15 protein-coding genes are annotated in these 16,889 nt (G+C 61.3%); 11 read left to right on the top strand and 4 right to left on the bottom strand.

Features of this window, described 5'->3' with window-relative positions:
• The first annotated feature begins 103 nt into the window (after window positions 1–103).
• Window positions 104–889: an SDR family oxidoreductase gene (locus CWM53_RS03700; protein ID WP_023297198.1), complete on the top strand. Its 786-nt coding sequence runs from the start codon at window positions 104–106 to the stop codon at window positions 887–889.
• A 52-nt stretch (window positions 890–941) separates the two neighbouring features.
• Here the strand turns inward: CWM53_RS03700 and CWM53_RS03695 are convergent, their stop codons facing one another.
• Window positions 942–1,547, bottom strand: coding sequence for a glutathione S-transferase (locus CWM53_RS03695; protein ID WP_074386593.1), 606 nt, complete (start codon window positions 1,545–1,547; stop codon window positions 942–944).
• Window positions 1,548–1,800: 253 nt separating this feature from the next.
• On the opposite strand from CWM53_RS03695, the gene CWM53_RS03690 reads away from it, so the two are divergent.
• Window positions 1,801–2,694 carry a LysR substrate-binding domain-containing protein gene (locus tag CWM53_RS03690; RefSeq protein ID WP_100631579.1) on the top strand — a complete coding sequence of 298 codons (894 nt, stop codon included), beginning with the start codon at window positions 1,801–1,803 and terminating at the stop codon, window positions 2,692–2,694.
• On the opposite strand, the gene CWM53_RS32275 is transcribed toward CWM53_RS03690, so the two are convergent.
• Entirely contained in the window at window positions 2,691–3,947 is a 1,257-nt protein-coding gene (locus CWM53_RS32275; protein WP_061155404.1) for a mechanosensitive ion channel family protein, read from the bottom strand. The two genes, CWM53_RS03690 and CWM53_RS32275, sit on opposite strands and share 4 nt — an antisense overlap.
• A 224-nt stretch (window positions 3,948–4,171) precedes the next feature.
• On the opposite strand from CWM53_RS32275, the gene ivy reads away from it, so the two are divergent.
• Complete coding sequence (gene ivy, locus CWM53_RS03680) at window positions 4,172–4,618, top strand: Ivy family C-type lysozyme inhibitor (RefSeq protein ID WP_008805565.1); 447 nt, start codon at window positions 4,172–4,174, stop codon at window positions 4,616–4,618.
• Window positions 4,619–4,663: 45 nt separating this feature from the next.
• Here the strand turns inward: ivy and betT are convergent, their stop codons facing one another.
• The gene (gene betT, locus CWM53_RS03675) at window positions 4,664–6,697 is read right to left on the bottom strand and encodes a choline BCCT transporter BetT (RefSeq protein ID WP_008805564.1); all 2,034 of its coding nucleotides are present in this window, start codon (window positions 6,695–6,697) and stop codon (window positions 4,664–4,666) included.
• 128 nt (window positions 6,698–6,825) lie between these two features.
• On the opposite strand from betT, the gene betI reads away from it, so the two are divergent.
• From betI to betA, 3 genes are read left to right on the top strand one after another with little or no spacing between them, the layout of a single operon-like run.
• Window positions 6,826–7,413 carry a transcriptional regulator BetI gene (gene betI / locus CWM53_RS03665; protein WP_004151671.1) on the top strand — a complete coding sequence of 196 codons (588 nt, stop codon included), beginning with the start codon at window positions 6,826–6,828 and terminating at the stop codon, window positions 7,411–7,413.
• 13 nt (window positions 7,414–7,426) lie between these two features.
• Window positions 7,427–8,899, top strand: coding sequence for a betaine-aldehyde dehydrogenase (betB, locus tag CWM53_RS03660; protein WP_012542501.1), 1,473 nt, complete (start codon window positions 7,427–7,429; stop codon window positions 8,897–8,899).
• A gap of 13 nt (window positions 8,900–8,912) precedes the next feature.
• On the top strand, window positions 8,913–10,577 hold the full coding sequence (betA, locus tag CWM53_RS03655; RefSeq protein ID WP_100631580.1) for a choline dehydrogenase: 1,665 nt from the start codon (window positions 8,913–8,915) through the stop codon (window positions 10,575–10,577).
• Between the two features lie 120 nt (window positions 10,578–10,697).
• Here betA and CWM53_RS03650 read toward each other — a convergent pair whose 3' ends face one another.
• Window positions 10,698–11,393 carry a GNAT family N-acetyltransferase gene (locus tag CWM53_RS03650; RefSeq protein WP_087851150.1) on the bottom strand — a complete coding sequence of 232 codons (696 nt, stop codon included), beginning with the start codon at window positions 11,391–11,393 and terminating at the stop codon, window positions 10,698–10,700.
• A gap of 205 nt (window positions 11,394–11,598) precedes the next feature.
• On the opposite strand from CWM53_RS03650, the gene CWM53_RS03645 reads away from it, so the two are divergent.
• The 5 genes from CWM53_RS03645 (at window position 11,599) to CWM53_RS03625 (ending at window position 16,662) form a co-directional block, all read left to right on the top strand.
• A complete protein-coding gene (locus CWM53_RS03645) occupies window positions 11,599–13,167 on the top strand; it encodes an ABC transporter substrate-binding protein (protein WP_100729351.1) in 1,569 nt (522 codons plus the stop codon).
• A gap of 119 nt (window positions 13,168–13,286) precedes the next feature.
• Window positions 13,287–14,309, top strand: a complete 1,023-nt coding sequence (locus tag CWM53_RS03640) for an ABC transporter permease (RefSeq protein WP_008805559.1) — start codon at window positions 13,287–13,289, stop codon at window positions 14,307–14,309.
• Window positions 14,309–15,142 carry an ABC transporter permease gene (locus CWM53_RS03635; protein WP_100631582.1) on the top strand — a complete coding sequence of 278 codons (834 nt, stop codon included), beginning with the start codon at window positions 14,309–14,311 and terminating at the stop codon, window positions 15,140–15,142. The genes CWM53_RS03640 and CWM53_RS03635 overlap by 1 nt, the downstream gene beginning before the upstream one ends.
• Window positions 15,135–15,971 carry an ABC transporter ATP-binding protein gene (locus tag CWM53_RS03630; RefSeq protein WP_074386601.1) on the top strand — a complete coding sequence of 279 codons (837 nt, stop codon included), beginning with the start codon at window positions 15,135–15,137 and terminating at the stop codon, window positions 15,969–15,971. The genes CWM53_RS03635 and CWM53_RS03630 overlap by 8 nt, the downstream gene beginning before the upstream one ends.
• Complete coding sequence (locus tag CWM53_RS03625) at window positions 15,958–16,662, top strand: ABC transporter ATP-binding protein (RefSeq protein ID WP_074386602.1); 705 nt, start codon at window positions 15,958–15,960, stop codon at window positions 16,660–16,662. The genes CWM53_RS03630 and CWM53_RS03625 overlap by 14 nt, the downstream gene beginning before the upstream one ends.
• Window positions 16,663–16,889: the final 227 nt, after the last annotated feature.

The following is a 16,889-nucleotide window of genomic DNA, read 5'->3' as shown; positions in this document are numbered from 1 at the left end:
CTACGTAACACCGCCGAAAGGTTGCCCGGATAAGGCGCTACGCGCCGCCATTCGGGAAACAGGGCTCCCGACGTTCGACACTATATTGAAGAGAGTAAACATTATGATCGGTAAAGATTTTGCACAGCAGCTGTTTAACCTGCAGGGGCGCGTCGCCTTCGTCACCGGCGCCGGCAGCGGTATCGGCCAGACCATCGCCTGCAGCCTCGCCAGCGCGGGTGCGCGGGTAGTCTGTTTTGATCTTCGCGACGACGGCGGGCTGGCGGAAACGGTCAGCCATATTGAATCCATCGGCGGTCAGGCTTGTTCTTATACCGGCGATGTCCGCCAGATTGCCGACCTGCGCGCCGCCGTCGCGCTGGCCAAAAACCGCTTTGGCCGCCTCGACATCGCCGTCAACGCCGCCGGGATCGCCAACGCCAATCCGGCGCTGGAGATGGAGAGCGAGCAATGGCAGCGGGTGATCGATATCAATCTCACCGGCGTATGGAACTCCTGCAAAGCGGAAGCGGAACTGATGCTGGAGTCCGGCGGCGGGTCGATTATCAATATCGCCTCGATGTCGGGGATTATCGTTAACCGCGGCCTCGACCAGGCGCATTACAACTGCTCCAAAGCCGGCGTGATCCATCTGTCGAAAAGCCTGGCGATGGAGTGGGTGGGCAAAGGGATCCGCGTCAATTCCATTAGCCCGGGCTATACCGCCACGCCGATGAATACCCGTCCGGAGATGGTGCACCAGACCCGCGAGTTTGAAAGCCAGACGCCGATGCAGCGAATGGCGAAGGTGGAAGAGATGGCCGGCCCGGCGCTGTTCCTCGCCAGCGACGCCGCCTCGTTCTGCACCGGCGTAGACCTGGTGGTCGACGGCGGGTTTGTCTGCTGGTGATCCTCTCCTGCTTCAGGGCGCCACGCTGCGGCGCCCCTCTCCATCCCTGCCGTTAACCCAGCGGATACTGTTGAAACGCCGGCAGCGCCTCTCCTTTCTCCGCCAGCGCGCGGATATGAGGAAACGCCGCTGCCGACACCACCGCCGGGATCATCAACTGGATAAAGGACCAGACCACCGTGCTGGTGACCAGCACCTGATCCGGCTGCGCGGCGGCGGCGCGGTCTGCCAGCCGGGCGTCCCATTCCCGACAGGCGGCGAGCAGCTGGCCGGTCACCCGGGCTATCCACGGCTGATGCTGCTTCTCTTCCGGCCGCAGACGGTGCTCATAAACATGCTGGACCGCTTTTTCACTGGCGGCGAGGATCACCCCCAGCAGGTGCAGATCGCGGGCCAGCGCGTCAGGCTGCGCGGGAAGCAGCCGGCGCCCGGTGGGATTGGTCGTTTCGAAATAGTGGAGGATCAGGGTGGAGTCCATCAGCTGCGTCCCGTTATCGAGCACCACCGTCGGCGCCTTGACCACCGGATTAATACGGGAAAATTCGTCAAAGCCGCTAAAGACCGAGAGCGGCAGACTCTCGAATTCCACGCCATAGAGCGCCAGAGAAACCGCCACGCGTCTTACATAAGGTGAATCCATCATACCAATGAGTTTCATCGTCACTCCTGCCTGCGATAAAGGGGTTGCGGCTTTACCTTACTGGAAAACCCATGCCGCGAATATCACGGGATACTTACCGCAATGGTTAGTCAAACTAACAGATTGGCGATTCGCGGTAGCCCTCCTGTCCCCCTTGTGCTATACCGACTGAGGCAGCATACAGCCCCTTTTCAGCCTGTTCGCAGCGGCTTTAAAACCCGTTAACCCGGTAGTAACGTTAACGTATCGACTCACTGACAGAGAAACCACCATGGCAGATTTTCCCCCTGTCGCCAGCCTGCGCAGCTTTGAGGCGGTGGCGCGCCTCGGCAGCGTGACGCAGGCCGCCCACGAGTTGAACGTGACCCATTCGGCGGTCAGCCAGCACATCAAACAGCTGGAAGCGCTGGTCGGCGTCACGCTCTTTATCCGCCACGGCCGCGGGGTGCGCATCACGGAAGAAGGACGGCTCTATGCCCTGCAAATCCGCGAGGCGTTACAGCACATCGCCGACGCCACGCGCATGGTGCAGATCAAACCCCGCACCCTGGAAGTGACCCTGGCGACGCTCCCCTCCTTTGGCTGCCACTGGCTGCTGCCGCGGCTGGCGCGCTTTCAGGCGCGGCATCCGCAGATCGCGGTGCGCCTGCTGACCAGCCTGGCGGTGGTTAACCTGCAGCAGGAGGGTATCGATCTGGCCCTTCGCATGGGGCAAGGTGACTGGGAGGGGATGGAAAGCCGGCATCTGTTTGCCGATGAACAACTGGTGGTCGCCGCCCCCGGCTATCGCGGCGGCGACCTGCCGACCACCCCGCAGGCGATCGCCGCCAGCGATATTATTTTTTCCATGGAGTCCTGGAACGCCTGGTGCAGCCAGGCGGGGCTGGAAAAGCCGATCGTCCCTTCGGGCCTGCGCCTGAACGACTCCAATCTGGTGCTGGAGGCGGTCCGCCTGGGGGCCGGCGTGGCGCTGGAGCGGCGCTCCCTGGTGGCGGGGGCGATAGCTCGCGGCGAGCTGGTGCAGCTCACCGCCGTCACCGTCCCCTACCCCTGGCACTACTGGCTGACCGTCTCCCCGCAGGCGGAGAACCGGCGGGAAGTCGCCCGGTTCATCGCCTGGCTGGAGGAGGAGATCGCCCTCTGGCGCCAGCAGATCACTGCTTAGCCTTCGGCCGACGGCGGCAGGCCCGTCCGGGCGGCATGCTCCTGGGAGAGACGCCAGAAATCGTGCCCGGCGGGATACTGATAAAGTCGCAGGGAAAACTGCCCGGCCACGGCGGTAATGTACTCAAATATCGCCGACTGGGTATTTTCGTAGTCTTTCCACAGCGTCGATGAGGTGAAGCAGTAAATCTCCAGCGGGATGCCCGACGGCGACGGTTTCAGCGTTCTCGCCACAATGTACATCTCCTTAATAATATCTGGTCGCTCGGCGAGATAGTGCATCAGATAGTGGCGAAACAGGGTCAGGTTGGTCAGCCCGTTATCGACAAACCAGCGGTCGGCCACGCCGCCGGGATCCCGGCCATCAAGCAGCGTGCTCAAAGGCTCACTCACCCCACGGATGGTCAGCATCGAGGAGAGCATCTCCTGGTCGAGAAAACGCACCGAGTGCTGATCGATGGCGATACTGCGCATGATCCGCCGCGCCCCGGAGGAGAACATCGCCTGCCAGTTGGTATAGGTCTCGGTGAGGAAATTCTTGGTCGGGATGCGGGAGATCGTATTGTCCCAGTTGCGGATGGTAATGGTGTGCAGCGCGATATCCGTCACCTCACCGCTGAGGTTCTTGTCAGGCATTTCAATCCAGTCCCCCAACTGGAGCACATCGTTGGACGACAGCTGAACGTTCGCCACCAGCGACAGCAAGGTATGCTGGAACACGATCATCAGCACCGCCGCCACTGCCCCCAGACTGGAGATAATAATGATCGGCGATTTGTTCGACATCACGGCGAGGATCATAATCGCCGCCAGGATGTGGACTAAGATTTTGCCTATCTGGATATAGCCCTTAATGGAATGATTTTTACGTTTGGTCTTTCGCAGATAAGAGCTGTTGACAATATCCAACATCTCGTTGAAAAACACCGACATAAAAATAAAAAACAAGATCCCGCAGATGGTATTAATCGCCGTCACCAGCGATGTCGGCATCGCCGGCATAAACTGCAGGACGTAATAGACGATAATAACCGGAATGAAATTGGACAGCTTTTCGGCGATGCGTCGATCCTTCTCCAGCGGCACATCCTGTTTGTGGCTACTAAAGAAGACCTTACGCACCACTTTAATCAGCAAGAACTTGCATAAAAGATGGGCAAATATGCCGGAGACCAGCAGCAGAATAAGATTAAACCCCACCGCCAGCGCCGGATTACTCTCAATAAACGTCAGTAGATGATTCACATACGCCATGCTTTATCGCCTGAATAACTATGCCATTTCGCTAACTGCTTTATCACAAGGGCATATATTTGGAAAATAAATCAATCCGCATCATGGCATATCGCTTAGCGTAACGTCCATGCGCGCACCGCTCCTAATCATTCACAGAAAATATGTCAGAGTTTGCATTAATCATTCCCTACGCTCACTATAAAGAGGCTTGTTATGAGGACGGAATAAGTCCAGGAGGAAACATGTTTAAAGCGCTTACCGCTATCATCACCTTAGCCGCCTCCGCCAGTGTCATGGCGCAAGGCGATGTCACGTTGAACAGTCTGGCCCACGATGCCGCCACCCGGGCGTCGTTTAACCAGATGGTCAAAGGCCATCAGCTGCCCGCCTGGGTAACCACCGGCGGCACCGGTTCGCCGGCGCAGACGGTGAAGCTGGGTAGCGAATCCTGGCAGGTGTTAAGCGCCTGCAAACCCCACGACTGCGGTCATGAACGTATCGCGGTGATCTGGTCCGAGAAAAGCCAACAGATGTCGGGCGTTTACTCGGTGGTCGATGAAAAAACCGACCAGGAGAAGCTGACCTGGCTTAACGTCAGCGATGCCCTGTCCATCGATGGCAAAACCGTGCTGTTTGCCGCCCTCAGCGGTAGCCTCGACAACCATCCGGACGCCTTTAACTACCCGTAACGACCATCGCCCCCGTCAGCCTTTCCCCGACGGGGGCTCCCCTGATTAGCCGTCCGGGAACATCACGCTGTTCCCCGGCGCTTCCCGATGAAGATGGATAAAGTTCAGGTGCCGCTCGTACTGGTCGAGAATATCGGTGATCACCTGCTCTTTGCTGTAGTCCATCAGGTCGTTACCCTGACTGCCCTCCAGCAGGAAGGTCTCCAGCCGGTAATAGGTGGATTTCCCGCTGCGCGCTCGATAGGTAAAGCCCGGCACCGAGTACTGCTGCGGCCAGATCTTGTAGATGAAGTTCTGCTCGTCGCCCATGTGCACCAGCAGATCGAGGTGGCCAAGGTTCTCGCCCTCTTCCGGCGGCAGACTCTTCAGTTCCACCGCGGCGCCGCGCAGCCGCAGCTCCTGGGCTACCTCTTCCATCGCCGGGTAGCACACCGTCTCCATCATCTGTTTGGTATAGCGCGTGCCCGGGTAATTCATCAGCCGCGACAGGCGCTTCTTCCAGCTCAGACGATCCTGGAGGCCCATCGGGCGCGGGGCGGTGTCGCGACTGGCGCTGACCCGGCGGTAATCTTCCACTTTCAGGGATTTATACAGCCCGGCCATCACGAAGAAAATCACAAAGCTGAACGGCAGCCCCATGATCACCGTGGTGTTCTGCAGCGCCGAGATGCCGTTGGTCATCAGCATGCCGAGGGTCAACAGACCGATGGCCACCGACCAGAAGATGCGCAGCCAGTTCGGGGCATCGCTGTTGATGTCCTTCAGCTTCGAGGTGAAGTTCCCCAGCACCAGCGCGCCGGAGTCGGCGGAGGTGACGTAGAACAGCAGACCGGTAATGGTCGCCACCGACGCGCTAAAGGTAAACGCCGGGTACTGCGCCAGCAGGCTGTAGAATCCGCGCTCCGGGTGGACCATCGCCTCCTCGGCAAAGGCCGCATCGCCGTGAATAATCTCATACAGCGCGCTGTTGCCGAACACCGACAGCCATAGCAGGGTAAAGGTGAACGGAATAATCAGGGTGCCCATCACAAACTGGCGGATGGTGCGCCCGCGCGAAATGCGCGCCAGGAACAGGCCCACAAACGGCGACCAGGCCACCCACCACGCCCAGAAAAAGAGCGTCCAGTTATTCATCCATTCCACCGGCCGGTCGAAGGCGAAGCTGTTCAGCGTCATGCCCATAAAGCGGTTGACGTAGTCGCCGACGTTCAGCACTAACGCATTAAGCAGGAAGGAGGTATCGCCCATGAACAATACAAACAGGATCAACCCCAGCGCGAGGGCGACGTTCAGCTCGGAGAGCACGCGGATGCCCTTGTCCACCCCGGAGGTGACCGAGATGGTGGCGATGATCACCGACAGCGCAATCAGAGCTGCTTTCGCCGCCAGCGAGTCCGGAATATCGAACAGCACGCTCAGACCGTAGTTGAGCTGCACGACGCCGATACCGAGGGTGGTGGCGATGCCGAAGATGGTGCCGATCACCGCCGCAATATCGACGCTGTGGCCGATGGGCCCATTGATCCGTTTGCCAAAAATCGGGTACAGCGCCGAGCGGATGGTGAGCGGCAAATTATAACGATAGCTAAAGTATCCCAGCGCCATACCCATCAGGGCATACATTGACCAACCGGTTAAGCCATAGTGAAACAGCGTCCAGACCATCGCCTGGCGCGCCGCCTCGATGGTCTGCCCCGCCCCTTCCGGCGGCTGCATATATTGCGTCACCGGCTCGGCGACCGAGAAGAACATCAGGTCGATACCGATCCCGGCGGCGAACAGCATCGCCGCCCAGCTCAGCAGGCTGAACTCGGGCTTTGACTGCTCCGGGCCGAGCTTCACCGAGCCGAAGCGCGAGCAGGCAATGCAGACGACGAAGACGATATACAGCGTCGCCGCCAGCAGATAGTACCAGCCGAAGGTTTTCGACACCCAGTTGAGGGTGCGCCCAATCCACTCGGCAGAAAAATCGCGAAAAAAGATCGTCATCAGGGAAAACAACAAAATCAGTCCGGCCGAGGTATAAAAAACCACCGGATTGATTTTGTCCTTTTCTCTGTTTTGCGAAAGATCTGTCATCCAGTATCCCCACTGTTTTTGTAACTATTAAAATTCAATAACGTAACAATTAAGACACATTTTATATTGAACGTCCAATCAAAAACCGCTTTAATAGTTAACCAACGCTGATGAATGGAGTGGCAAAAATGCCCAAACTGGGGATGCAGCCAATCCGGCGCAGGCAACTGATCGATGCCACGCTGGACGCAATAAATGAAGTCGGAATGCATGATGCGACCATCGCGCAGATCGCCCGACGGGCGGGCGTCTCGACGGGGATCATCAGTCACTATTTCAAAGATAAAAATGGTCTGCTGGAGGCGACCATGCGCGACATCACCAGCCAGCTGCGCGACGCGGTGCTCAACCGTCTGCACGCCCTGCCGGACGGCAGCGCCAGCCAGCGCCTGCAGGCGATTGTCGGCGGCAACTTTGATGAGACGCAGATCAGCAGCGCGGCGATGAAGGCCTGGCTGGCCTTCTGGGCCAGCAGCATGCACCAGCCGATGCTTTATCGGTTACAGCAGGTCAGCAGCCGTCGGCTGCTGTCGAACCTGGTGTACGAATTCCGCCGCGAGCTGCCGCGCGAGCAGGCGCAGGAGGCCGGCTACGGGCTGGCGGCGCTGATAGACGGCCTGTGGCTGCGGGCGGCGCTCAGCGGCAAACCGCTGGATAAGACGCTGGCGCAGTCGCTGACCAGCCACTTTATTCGTCAGCATTTACCGAACCCATAACCGAGGAGGCGTTATGTCCCGAATGGCAGAACAGCAGCTTTATATTAATGGTGGTTATACATCGGCCACCAGCGGTCGCACCTTCGAGACCATCAACCCTGCCACTGGCGAGGTGCTGGCGACTGTTCAGGCTGCCGGACGCGAGGATGTCGACCGCGCCGTTGAAAGCGCGCAGCGTGGGCAAAAAATCTGGGCGGCGATGACCGCCATGGAACGCTCGCGCATCCTGCGTCGCGCCGTCGACCTTCTGCGCCAGCGCAACGACGAGCTGGCGCGACTGGAGACGCTGGATACCGGTAAACCCCTCAGCGAAACCGCCGCCGTCGATATCGTCACCGGCGCCGACGTGCTGGAGTATTACGCTGGCTTGATCCCGGCGCTGGAAGGCAGCCAGATCCCGCTGCGCGACAGTTCCTTCGTCTATACCCGTCGCGAACCGCTGGGGGTGGTAGCCGGGATCGGCGCGTGGAACTACCCGATCCAGATCGCCCTGTGGAAATCGGCGCCGGCGCTGGCCGCTGGCAATGCGATGATTTTCAAACCGAGCGAGGTCACCCCGCTCACCGCCCTCAAGCTGGCGGAAATTTACAGCGAAGCGGGCCTGCCGGACGGGGTGTTTAACGTCCTGCCAGGGATCGGTGCGGAGACCGGCCAGTATCTGACTGAACATCCGGGTATCGCCAAAATCTCCTTCACCGGCGGCGTCGCCAGCGGCAAAAAAGTGATGGCCAACTCCGCGGCATCGTCGCTGAAAGAGGTCACCATGGAGCTGGGCGGTAAATCGCCGCTGATTATCGCAGACGATGCCGACCTCGACCTCGCTGCCGATATCGCCATGATGGCTAACTTCTACAGCTCCGGTCAGGTGTGCACCAACGGCACCCGGGTGTTTGTCCCGGCGAAACAGAAGGCGGAATTCGAGCACAAGATCCTCGAACGCGTGGGCCGCATCCGCCCCGGCGATCTGTTTGCCGATGACACCAACTTCGGCCCGCTGGTCAGCTTCCCCCATCGCGACAACGTTCTGCGCTATATCGAGAGCGGCAAACGCGAAGGCGCGCGCCTGCTGTGCGGCGGCGAGGCGCTGAAAGGCGATGGTTTCGATAACGGCGCGTGGGTCGCCCCCACGGTGTTTACCGACTGTAGCGACGAGATGACCATCGTGCGCGAAGAGATCTTCGGCCCGGTGATGTCGATCCTCAGCTATACCGACGAAGCGGAGGTCATTCGCCGCGCCAACGCCACCGAATACGGCCTCGCCGCCGGCGTGGTGACGCCCAACCTCAACCGTGCCCACCGTCTTATCCACCAGCTGGAAGCCGGCATCTGCTGGATCAACAGCTGGGGTGAATCCCCGGCGGAGATGCCGGTTGGCGGCTATAAGCACTCCGGCATTGGCCGCGAGAACGGCGTCATGACGCTGCAGAGTTACACCCAGGTGAAGTCCATCCAGGTTGAGATGGGTAAATTCCAGTCCATATTTTAACCGGGAGGTTTTTTTGCAATTTGACTACATCATTATTGGCGCCGGCTCCGCCGGCAACGTTCTGGCAACACGACTGACTGAAGATCCAAACACCACCGTCCTGCTGCTGGAAGCCGGCGGCCCGGACTACCGGTTCGATTTCCGCACCCAGATGCCCGCCGCGCTGGCTTACCCGCTGCAGGGCAAACGTTACAACTGGGCCTACGAAACCGAACCTGAGCCGTATATGAACCATCGCCGCATGGAGTGCGGACGCGGCAAAGGGCTCGGCGGCTCGTCGCTGATCAACGGCATGTGCTACATCCGCGGTAACGCGATGGATCTGGACAACTGGGCCAAAGAGCCGGGTCTGGAACACTGGAGCTATCTCGACTGCCTGCCCTACTACCGGAAAGCGGAAACCCGCGATATCGGGCCTAACGACTATCACGGCGGCGATGGCCCGGTGAGTGTGACGACGCCGAAGCCGGGCAATAATCCCCTCTTCGAGGCGATGGTCACCGCCGGGGTGCAGGCGGGTTATCCGCGCACCGACGATCTCAACGGCTACCAGCAGGAAGGCTTTGGCCCGATGGACCGCACCGTGACGCCGCAGGGCCGTCGCGCCAGCACCGCCCGCGGCTATCTCGACCAGGCGCGCGGTCGCCCGAACCTGACCATCCGCACGCATGCGCTGACCGATCACATTATTTTTGCCGGCAAGCGCGCGGTGGGCGTCGAGTGGCTGGAGGGAGAAAGCACGATCCCGTCCAAAGCGACGGCCAACAAAGAGGTGCTGCTGTGCGCCGGGGCGATTGCCTCGCCGCAGATCCTGCAGCGCTCCGGCGTCGGTAACCCGGAGCTGCTCAGGCAGTTCGATATCCCGGTGGTGCACGATCTCCCCGGCGTGGGTGAGAACCTGCAGGACCATCTGGAGATGTATCTGCAATATGAATGCAAAGAGCCGGTGTCGCTCTACCCGGCGCTGCAGTGGTGGAACCAGCCGAAGATTGGCGCCGAGTGGCTGTTCGGCGGCACCGGCATTGGCGCCAGCAACCAGTTCGAAGCGGGCGGTTTTATCCGCAGCCGCGCAGAATTTGCCTGGCCAAATATTCAATACCACTTCCTGCCGGTGGCGATTAACTACAATGGCTCCAACGCGGTGAAAGAGCACGGCTTCCAGTGCCACGTCGGTTCAATGCGTTCGCCCAGCCGCGGCCACGTGCGCCTGAAGTCGCGCGATCCGCACGCCCATCCGGCGATCCTGTTTAACTATATGTCCCATGAACAGGACTGGCAGGAGTTCCGCGACGCCATCCGCATTACCCGCGAAATCATGAACCAGCCAGCGCTGGATAAGTATCGCGGCCGCGAAATCAGTCCGGGAATAGAATGCCAGAGCGATGCCGAACTGGATGAGTTTGTGCGCAACCACGCCGAGACCGCGTTCCACCCGTGCGGGACCTGTAAGATGGGTTACGACGAGATGGCGGTGGTCGACGGCGAGGGCCGCGTCCACGGTCTGGAAGGCGTGCGGGTGGTCGATGCCTCGATTATGCCGCAGATCATCACCGGCAACCTCAACGCCACCACCATTATGATTGGCGAGAAGATGGCTGACGCCATTCGCGGCCGCCAGCCGCTGCCGCGCAGCACCGCGGCGTATTATGTCGCTGGCGACGCGCCGGTTCGCCGTTAACGGGTCAATGCCGGGCGGCGGCTACGCCTTGCCCGGCCTACCCTGAGGCAATGTAACGTAGCCCCGGTAAGCGCAGCGCGACCGGGGTGCCGTTCCCGGGTTTGACCACATAGGTTGATGTTAGCGAAACGCCTCCAGGCGTTTGATCTGCTGCCCGTCGGCAGTAAAGTTCTCCGCCGCCAGCCACGCCCGCAGCGCCGCATCGCGCGCAGGCCACTCGCCGTCGATGATGGACAGCATATCGCTGTCACGCGTCCGCCCTTTACGCACCAGCCTTTGCCGCAGACGTCCTTCCCAGCTAAAGCCCAGCCGCTCGGCGGCCCGGCGCGAGGCGACATTCATCGAATCGCATTTCCACTCCAGCCGACGGTAGCCATGGTCAAAGCCGTTCTTCAGCAACAGCCAGACCGCTTCGGTACCCAGCGGGGTGTTTTTCATCCGTCGCGACCAGGTGACATGGCCGATCTCAACCGTGCCCATTTCCCGCTCGATCGCCATATAGCTGACGATGCCCACCGCCTGCTCGCTACGCAGGTCAATCACCGCGTACGGCACCAGAGCATCATCATTCACCTTGCCCGCGATCCAGTGGGCGGTCGCCGCCACGCTCTCCGGCCGCGTAGACGCCAGCCACGTCCAGTCGCTGTTGTCGCCGAGCGCATAGGCGGCAAACAGATCCGCCGCATGACGGTCAACGTCCAGCGGCTCCAGTCGACAAAAACGGCCGTTTAACGCCGTCCGCCGCAGGACTTGCGCCCCCTGCCAGCCGGGGACAAGATCGTTCACCTGCTGGCCAAACTCATTGATTTCCGGCACACCCACCTCCTTGCAATAGACAATTTGTTATAGCAAGAAGCCAGAAGCGGAGAAAGGCGCTTCTGCGCGACCGGCAATAACCTGTCGATCTTGAATATGCGTTTTTAGCATAAGGATATCCTTATTTTGACTTTACGCCTTTTGGCAAGCGGCCTAACGTAGCGAGGCATAAAAAATTAAAACAACCATTTTTCAGGGATTGCACATGACCAAAAAACTGTTGCCTTTACTGGTACTGACGGCGCTCACCGCCGCCGCGCATGCCGCTACACCGCCCAACACGCTGGTGGTCGCCCAAGGTCTCGACGATATCGTCAGCCTCGACCCGGCGGAAGCGAACGAACTCTCCAGCATTCAGACGGTCCCCAGCCTCTATCAGCGTCTGGTGCAGCCGGACCGCAACAACCCTGAAAAAATCGTGCCGATCCTCGCCGAAAGCTGGCAGGCCGATCCGGCGGCCAAAACCCTGACCATCAAACTGAAGCCGGATGCCACATTCGCCTCCGGTAATCCGCTGCGCCCGGAAGATGTGATTTTCTCTTACACCCGTGCGGTGACGCTGAATAAATCGCCGGCGTTTATTCTCAACGTGCTCGGCTGGCAGCCGGACAACATCGCCAGCCAGCTGAAAAAGATTGATGACCATACCCTGACGCTGCACTGGACCGCCGACGTCAGCCCGGCGGTGGCGCTGAATATTCTCTCCACCCCTATCGCCTCCATCGTTGATGAAAAACAGGTGGCGCCGAACGCGAAAAATAATGACTTCGGCAACGACTGGCTGAAGATGCACTCGGCGGGCAGCGGGGCCTATAAAATGCGCGTCTACCAGCCGCATCAGGCCATCGTGCTGGAAGCCAACGCCAGCTCCCCCACCGGCGCGCCGAAGATCAAGAGCATCATTATTAAAAACGTCCCCGACCCGGCTTCCCGCCGCCTGCTGATCCAGCAGGGGGATGCCGACGTGGCGCGCGATCTCGGCGCTGACCAGATTGCCGCCCTGCAGGATAAACCCGGCGTGAAGGTGCTGAGCATCCCATCCGCCGAGCAGAACTATCTGGTGTTTAATACCGCCAACAGCGCCAACCCGCTGCTCAATAACCCGGCTTTCTGGGAGGCGGCGCGCTGGCTGGTCGATTATCAGGGCATCACCAAAAATCTGCTGAAAGGCCAGTACTTTATTCACCAAAGCTTCCTGCCGGCCGGCCTGCCGGGGGCGCTGGAAACCAATCCGTTCACCTTCGACCCACAAAAAGCTAAGGCTATCCTCGATAAAGCGGGCATTAAGGATGCCCACTTCACCCTCGACGTGGAGAACAAACCGCCGTTTATCACCATCGCCCAGTCGCTGCAGGCCAGCTTCGCCCAGGGCGGGGTGAAAGTGGATCTGCTGCCAGCCGCCGGCAGCCAGGTCTATGCCCGGGTACGCGCGAAACAGCATCAGGCGGCGATCCGCCTGTGGATCCCGGACTACTTTGATGCGCATTCCAACGCCAGCGCTTTTGCCTGGAACGATGGTAAATCCAGCACCGTGGCCGGGCTCAACGGCTGGCAGATCCCTGAGCTGAATAAAGCCACCCTCGCCGCGGTGGCGGAGCCGGACCCGGCGAAGCGCCTCGACCTGTACAAAACGATGCAGGGATCCCTGCTGCAGCATTCGCCGTACGTCTTTATTGACCAGGGGAAAACCCAGATCGTGGTGCGTGATAACGTGAAGGGCTATCAGCAGGGGCTGAACGCCGATATGGTCTGGTACGATAACGTGACCAAGTAAGCGGTTTTTGTCACCGGGTACGGCGGCCTCACCTGCCCGGATGACCGACGCCTCACCCAGGCCCGGTCGGCGTCGCGCCGCCGGGTACCATGCTGATATACCAGGAATTTCCATTTTCCATGCCATCGTTTTCCACTCACCTTACCCGCCTGCTGCAGGGGCTGTTGACGCTGCTGCTCACGCTGTTCGGGCTGCTGCTGGTCACCTTCTCGCTCTCCGCGCTGTCGCCCGTCGACCGCGTACTGCAGATCGTCGGCGACCATGCCAGCCAGTCGACCTATGACCAGGTTCGCCATCAGCTGGGTCTCGACCAGCCGCTGCCGGTGCAGTTCTGGCACTACCTGGTCAACCTGGCCCATGGCGATCTCGGTATCGCCAGCGCCACCGGCCAGCCGGTGCTCCACGATCTGCTGGCGGTCTTCCCGGCCACCCTTGAGCTGGCGACCCTGGCGCTGATCGTCGGTGCGGTACTGGGCATCGTCGCCGGGGTGCTGTGCGCGCGTTACGCCGGTTCACCGTGGGATCTGGCGGTGCGCACCTTTACCCTGTTGGGCAACTCGGTGCCGATATTCTGGCTCGGCCTGCTGATGCTGGCCCTGTTCTACGCCCGGCTGCAGTGGGCGCCGGGCCCGGGTCGCCTCGACGATATTTATCAGTACACCGTCGAGCCGCGCAGCGGTTTTGCGCTGATCGACACCTGGCTCTCCGGCGATACCGCGGCGTTTAAAAATGCGATCGGCCATCTGGCGCTGCCGGTGCTGGTGCTGGCCTATTACTCGCTGGCCAGCATCACCCGTCTGACCCGCTCCGCCTGCCTGAGCGAGATGAACAAAGAGTACATTCTGCTGGCGCGGGCCAAAGGGGCCGGAGAGATGACGATTTTGCTGCGCCACGTCCTGCCCAATATCCGCGGCACTCTGCTGACGGTGACCGCTCTCGCCTGGACCTCGATGCTCGAAGGGGCGGTGCTCACCGAAACCGTCTTCTCGTGGCCGGGGATCGGCCGCTATCTCACCACCGCGCTGTTCGCCGGAGATACCACGGCGATCATGGGCGGCACGCTGCTGATTGGCGTGAGCTTTGTGCTGATCAATAACCTGACCGACCTGCTGGTGCGGTTAACCGATCCGAGGGTGCGCTGATGCCGACTTATCTGTTTTTACGCCGTCTGCGCCGCTCACCCGCCGCCTTCAGTGGCCTGACCCTGGTGATCCTGCTGGTGCTGACCGCGCTGTTCGCCCCGTGGCTGGCACCGCACGATCCCAACTGGCAGGATGCCGCCGCTCGTCTGCAGGGGCCGGGCGCAGGGCACTGGCTCGGCACCGACAGCTACGGCCGCGACCTGCTGTCGCGCCTGCTCTACGGCACCCGCCCGGCGCTGGGTCTGGTGGCGCTGGTGACCGCCATTACCCTGCCCGTCGGGCTGCTGGTAGGTATCCTCTCCGGCTACTATGGCGGGTGGCTGGAGCGGATACTGATGCGGTTTACCGACGTGGTGATGTCGATGCCGCGCCTGATCCTCGCTTTCGCGTTCGTGGCGATGCTCGGCCCGGGGCTGGTCAACGGCGCGCTGGCGTTAGCCCTGACCACCTGGCCGGCCTACGCCCGTCAGGCGCGCAGCGAAATTCAGCGCCTGCGCCATAGCGATTACCTCGCCGCGGCGGAGATGCTGGGTATTCGCGGCTGGCGGCTGCTGGTCGGCCATATTCTGCCGCTGTGTCTGCCGTCGGCGATTGTCCGGCTGGCGCTCGATCTGGCGGGCATTATCCTCGCCGCTGCCGGGCTCGGCTTTCTCGGCCTTGGCGCCCGCCCGCCGATGGCGGAGTGGGGAGCGATGATTGCTGACGGGATGCAGGTGATTTTCGACCAGTGGTGGATCGCCGCCATCCCCGGCGCGGCGATCCTGCTCGCCAGCCTGGCGTTTAACCTGCTGGGCGATGGCCTGCGCGATATTCTGGAGCCGCAACATGACTGACATCCGACTGACCGTCCAGGGACTCGCCGTCGACTACCCCACCGCCCGGGTGGTGGATAACGTCAGCTTCACCCTCGGCAACGAGCGGCTGGCGCTGGTGGGCGAATCCGGCTCCGGCAAATCGATGACCGCCCGGGCGCTGATGGGCCTGGTGCGCAAGCCCGGGGTGGTGAGCGCCGAACGGCTGGAGGTGCTGGGGCGCGATGTGCTAACCCTCAGCGCCCGCGGCTGGCGGGCGCTGCGCGGCAACGATATCGCTATGGTGCTGCAGGATCCGCGCTATGCGCTAAATCCTGTGCAGTCCATTCAGGCGCAGCTGGAAGAGGCGTTAACCCTGCATCAGCGTCTCAGCCGCCGCGCGCGCGCCGAGGCGGTTAAAGACGCCATCGCCGCCGTCGGTCTGGATCTGCCGGTCCTCAGCCGCTATCCCGGCGAGCTCTCCGGCGGGATGGGGCAGCGGGTAATGATCGCCCTCGCGCTGCTTAATAACCCGAAAGTGCTGATTGCCGACGAGCCGACCTCGGCCCTCGACGCCCGCCTGCGCAACCAGATCCTCGAGCTGCTGGTGGAGCAGTGCGCACAGCGGCAGATGGCCATGTTACTGATCAGCCACGATCTGCCGCTGGTGGCCGCGCATTGCGATCGCGTGCTGGTGATGTACCAGGGGAGCCGGGTCGATGAGATGCCGGCGCCGGCGCTGCCGAGCGCGACGCACCCTTATACGCGCACCCTGTGGACCTGCCGGCCGAATGCGCACACTTACGGCCAGATGCTGCCGACCCTCGACAGAACCCAGGACTTTACGGAGACGGCCCATGGCGATCGTTAATCTTCAGGATTTGCAGGTAACATTCGGCGCGAAGACGGCGGTCTCTGCCGCCAGTTTCTGTGTCGACGCCGGGGAAACCTTCAGTCTGATCGGCGCCTCCGGCTGCGGCAAATCGACGATTTTGCGCGTGCTCGCCGGATTACAGCGCGAATGGCGCGGCAGCGTGGAACTGCTGGGCCAGGGCATCGCGCCGGGCGCCCGCTTTCAGGGCGCGCTGCGACGCAACGTGCAGATGGTGTTTCAGGATCCGTACGCCTCGCTGCATCCCAACCATACCCTGTGGCGCACCCTGGCGGAGCCGCTGCAGATCCACGGCATCCGCGACGTTGCCCCGCGGGTGACCACCGCCCTTGAGCAGGTGGGTCTGGCCGCCGACGCCGTGCGCCGCTATCCACACCAGCTCTCCGGCGGGCAACGGCAGCGCGTGGCCATTGCCCGCGCCCTGCTGCTGCGCCCGCAGATCCTGCTGCTGGATGAGCCGACCTCGGCGCTGGATATGTCGGTGCAGGCGGAAATTCTCAATCTGCTTAACCGCCTGAAACAGGAGCACGGCATGACCTATCTGCTGGTCAGCCACGATGCCGACGTCATCGCCCATATGTCCGATCGGGCGGCGTTTATGGCGGAGGGCGTGATCCAGCGCTTTTTCGATCGCGACGCGCTGGTCAACGGAGAGCACCGGATGAGGTGAGGTCAGCGGATGCGCCGTTGTTTTGTCGGGTGGCGCTTCGCTTACCCGACCTTATTCGGCTCTGACTGTCTGTAGGCCCGAGCAAGCGCAGCGCCGCCGGGCGATGGCATCAGGCTTGGAGCCGCATCTATGCCGGGTGGCGGCGTACGCCTTACCCGGCCTACAAACCCAAATCACCGCGGGTCCTGGGGCTGCTGAAACTGCCGGTGTTGCGGCCTCAACATCGC

This window comes from Klebsiella sp. A-Nf5 (assembly GCF_002810545.1).
Classification (GTDB): Bacteria; Pseudomonadota; Gammaproteobacteria; order Enterobacterales; family Enterobacteriaceae; genus Klebsiella; species Klebsiella variicola.
The sequence above is the reverse complement of the archived record's forward strand: the minus strand, read 5'-3'. Positions and strand labels throughout refer to the sequence as shown.

Excerpts from the sequence above, each read along its gene's own strand:
- CWM53_RS03640 (WP_008805559.1), top strand. The coding sequence starts at position 13,287 with ATGCCATCGTTTTCCACTCACCTTACCCGCCTGCTGCAGGGGCTGTTG.
- betT (WP_008805564.1), bottom strand. The coding sequence starts at position 6,697 with ATGACAGATCTTTCGCAAAACAGAGAAAAGGACAAAATCAATCCGGTG.
- CWM53_RS03700 (WP_023297198.1), top strand. The coding sequence starts at position 104 with ATGATCGGTAAAGATTTTGCACAGCAGCTGTTTAACCTGCAGGGGCGC.
- CWM53_RS03690 (WP_100631579.1), top strand. The coding sequence starts at position 1,801 with ATGGCAGATTTTCCCCCTGTCGCCAGCCTGCGCAGCTTTGAGGCGGTG.
- betB (WP_012542501.1), top strand. The coding sequence starts at position 7,427 with ATGTCCCGAATGGCAGAACAGCAGCTTTATATTAATGGTGGTTATACA.
- CWM53_RS03630 (WP_074386601.1), top strand. The coding sequence starts at position 15,135 with ATGACTGACATCCGACTGACCGTCCAGGGACTCGCCGTCGACTACCCC.
- CWM53_RS03635 (WP_100631582.1), top strand. The coding sequence starts at position 14,309 with ATGCCGACTTATCTGTTTTTACGCCGTCTGCGCCGCTCACCCGCCGCC.
- CWM53_RS03645 (WP_100729351.1), top strand. The coding sequence starts at position 11,599 with ATGACCAAAAAACTGTTGCCTTTACTGGTACTGACGGCGCTCACCGCC.
- ivy (WP_008805565.1), top strand. The coding sequence starts at position 4,172 with ATGTTTAAAGCGCTTACCGCTATCATCACCTTAGCCGCCTCCGCCAGT.
- CWM53_RS32275 (WP_061155404.1), bottom strand. The coding sequence starts at position 3,947 with ATGGCGTATGTGAATCATCTACTGACGTTTATTGAGAGTAATCCGGCG.
- betI (WP_004151671.1), top strand. The coding sequence starts at position 6,826 with ATGCCCAAACTGGGGATGCAGCCAATCCGGCGCAGGCAACTGATCGAT.
- CWM53_RS03695 (WP_074386593.1), bottom strand. The coding sequence starts at position 1,547 with ATGAAACTCATTGGTATGATGGATTCACCTTATGTAAGACGCGTGGCG.
- CWM53_RS03625 (WP_074386602.1), top strand. The coding sequence starts at position 15,958 with ATGGCGATCGTTAATCTTCAGGATTTGCAGGTAACATTCGGCGCGAAG.